This is a genomic window from Vibrio sp. Vb1337, from assembly GCF_033338715.1.
In the GTDB taxonomy this organism is placed as follows: domain Bacteria; phylum Pseudomonadota; class Gammaproteobacteria; order Enterobacterales; family Vibrionaceae; genus Vibrio; species Vibrio alginolyticus.
Genome location: NZ_JAWOTD010000055.1, coordinates 1 through 1,979 on the forward strand (window position 1 = coordinate 1; position 1,979 = coordinate 1,979).

The window sequence follows — 1,979 nt, forward strand, 5'->3', positions numbered from 1 at the left end:
CATGGCGGAATATTCAACTTTGGTAAACGAGATACCACCAGCAATCTGAATATGGGCAGCTTTCAATTGCCGTACTCAAGTCTATTAGTATTGATTGAATTGGGGTTACTGCATAGCACAGAACTGGAATCAGGAGAGATCGGCATTGAAACGCCATTGATACTGGCATATCAAGGCAAGAATTTGTCTCTGCAAGTGAATACGAAGGGCATCCGTCTGCTGTACTACCGTTTCACGCCGACGGGTAACGAACTGTGCAAACTGCTTGGCAACAAGCCAAACTCCCAGTACTACGATCAAATGCTCGCCTTGTTAAATCAAAAGTTTAGCGTAAGCACCGAAGCAAGCAGCAGCGTGAACTATACCGTTTAGTTTCGCTCTAGGAGCTTTAGGTCACCTATGATCTAAAAGCTCCTCAAGCAGTACACTAGGCTTTTGGCTACCTATGATCCAAAAGCTGAGTTAACTAATCACACGACGTTGTTTAAGCTCGTTCAAACACAATTCAACCAACTCTTCGACGCTCTTCTCGCCTGCTGGCAAATCAATTTCTGGATTGATTGGCGCTTGATATTCTGAATCAATACCCGTGAAATTTGGGATCTCACCTGCTCGCGCTTTTTTGTATAAACCTTTTGGATCTCGGCCTTCACACACTTCGAGAGATGCATTCACAAACACTTCAATGAACTCACCTTCGGGCAGTAAATCGCGAACGAGTTGACGCTCAGCACGGTGAGGAGAAATGAACGCGGACAACACAATCAAACCCGCATCTGCCATCAGTTTCGCCAACTCGCCAATACGACGAATATTTTCACGGCGATCTTGTTCAGAAAAGCCTAGATCACTACACAGGCCATGACGAACATTATCACCGTCCAACAAATAAGTGTGGTCGCCCAACTCAGCTAAACGATTCTCCAGCGCGCCCGCGACGGTTGACTTACCTGCACCAGATAAACCAGTAAACCAAAGCACTGCTGGTTTCTGTTTTTTCAGCTCAGCACGAAACTGTTTATCAACCGTGTGCTGATGCCAGACAATGTTTTCATCTTTTACCGGTGTTTCAGCGGTCATAACGAATCCTCGTATTTATCGGAATTAAAACGGAAAGAAGACCGGAATCAATGTCAGTACCAATACGGAATACACAATCGAAATCGGCACACCAATTCGCACATAGTCGGTCAATTTGTAATTACCTACACTGTAAACCAACAAGTTGGTTTGATACCCGTAGGGAGAAATAAAGCTCGCGCTTGCGCCAAACAATACCGCCATAATAAATGGCATCGGATCCACTCCGTACCCGACAGCCATGCTATAGCCAATCGGAAATGCTAACGCGGCAGCGGCATTGTTGGTCACCAATTCAGTCAGCACCAAGGTCATGATGTATGTGGCCACCAGCGCACCAAATACGCCCCAGCCGTTAAACGCTTCGATAAACATCTCGCCCATCCTGACGGACAAGCCCGATGAAATCATCAGCTGCGCAATAGAGAGCGCAGAGCCCACAATCACCACAATATCAATGGGAAAACGGCGGCGAAGCTCAGAGATTTGCACTATGCCAAACGCAATGAGTGCAATGATGTATACCGCGAGCCCTTTAATGATCGGCACAAGTTCTAGTAGTGCACAGGCGATAACCGCAGCAAAACCAATCAACACAATCGTCGATTTATTGGAGTCCAAACGTGCGCTGGAATCTAAGTCGTGCACTAACACAAATTCTTTACGGTGCGCTCGACGCTCAGATTCGAAACGCTTGCCCGGCACCAACACTAAAGTATCGCCCGGAGCTAAGGTAATACTGCCCAACCCACCTTCCAAACGCTCATGCCCACGACGAATGGCGACAACAACCGCATCAAAACGATCGCGGAAGCGGCTTTCTTTCAAGGTCTTATGGCAGAAGGTTGCAGATGAGCTGACCACCACTTCAATAAAGTTTTGACCATTCAAATGCTGTT

Annotated in this window: 3 protein-coding genes; 1 reads left to right on the forward strand and 2 read right to left on the reverse strand. The window is 46.9% G+C overall.

All coding sequences use genetic code 11. The annotated features are described in order from the left end of the window. The coding region (locus R7E42_RS23740; RefSeq protein WP_318073052.1) for a DUF2806 domain-containing protein at positions 1–372 on the forward strand (372 nt) is incomplete at its 5' end. Between the two features lie 90 nt (positions 373–462). Here the strand turns inward: R7E42_RS23740 and cysC are convergent. Continuing rightward, entirely contained in the window at positions 463–1,080 is a 618-nt protein-coding gene (cysC, locus tag R7E42_RS23745) for an adenylyl-sulfate kinase (protein ID WP_318073053.1), read from the reverse strand. 24 nt (positions 1,081–1,104) lie between these two features. Continuing rightward, positions 1,105–1,979, reverse strand: an 875-nt coding sequence (locus tag R7E42_RS23750; protein WP_318073054.1) for an SLC13 family permease, incomplete at its 5' end; no start/stop codon positions are given.

Excerpts from the sequence above, each read along its gene's own strand:
- cysC (WP_318073053.1), bottom strand. The coding sequence starts at position 1,080 with ATGACCGCTGAAACACCGGTAAAAGATGAAAACATTGTCTGGCATCAG.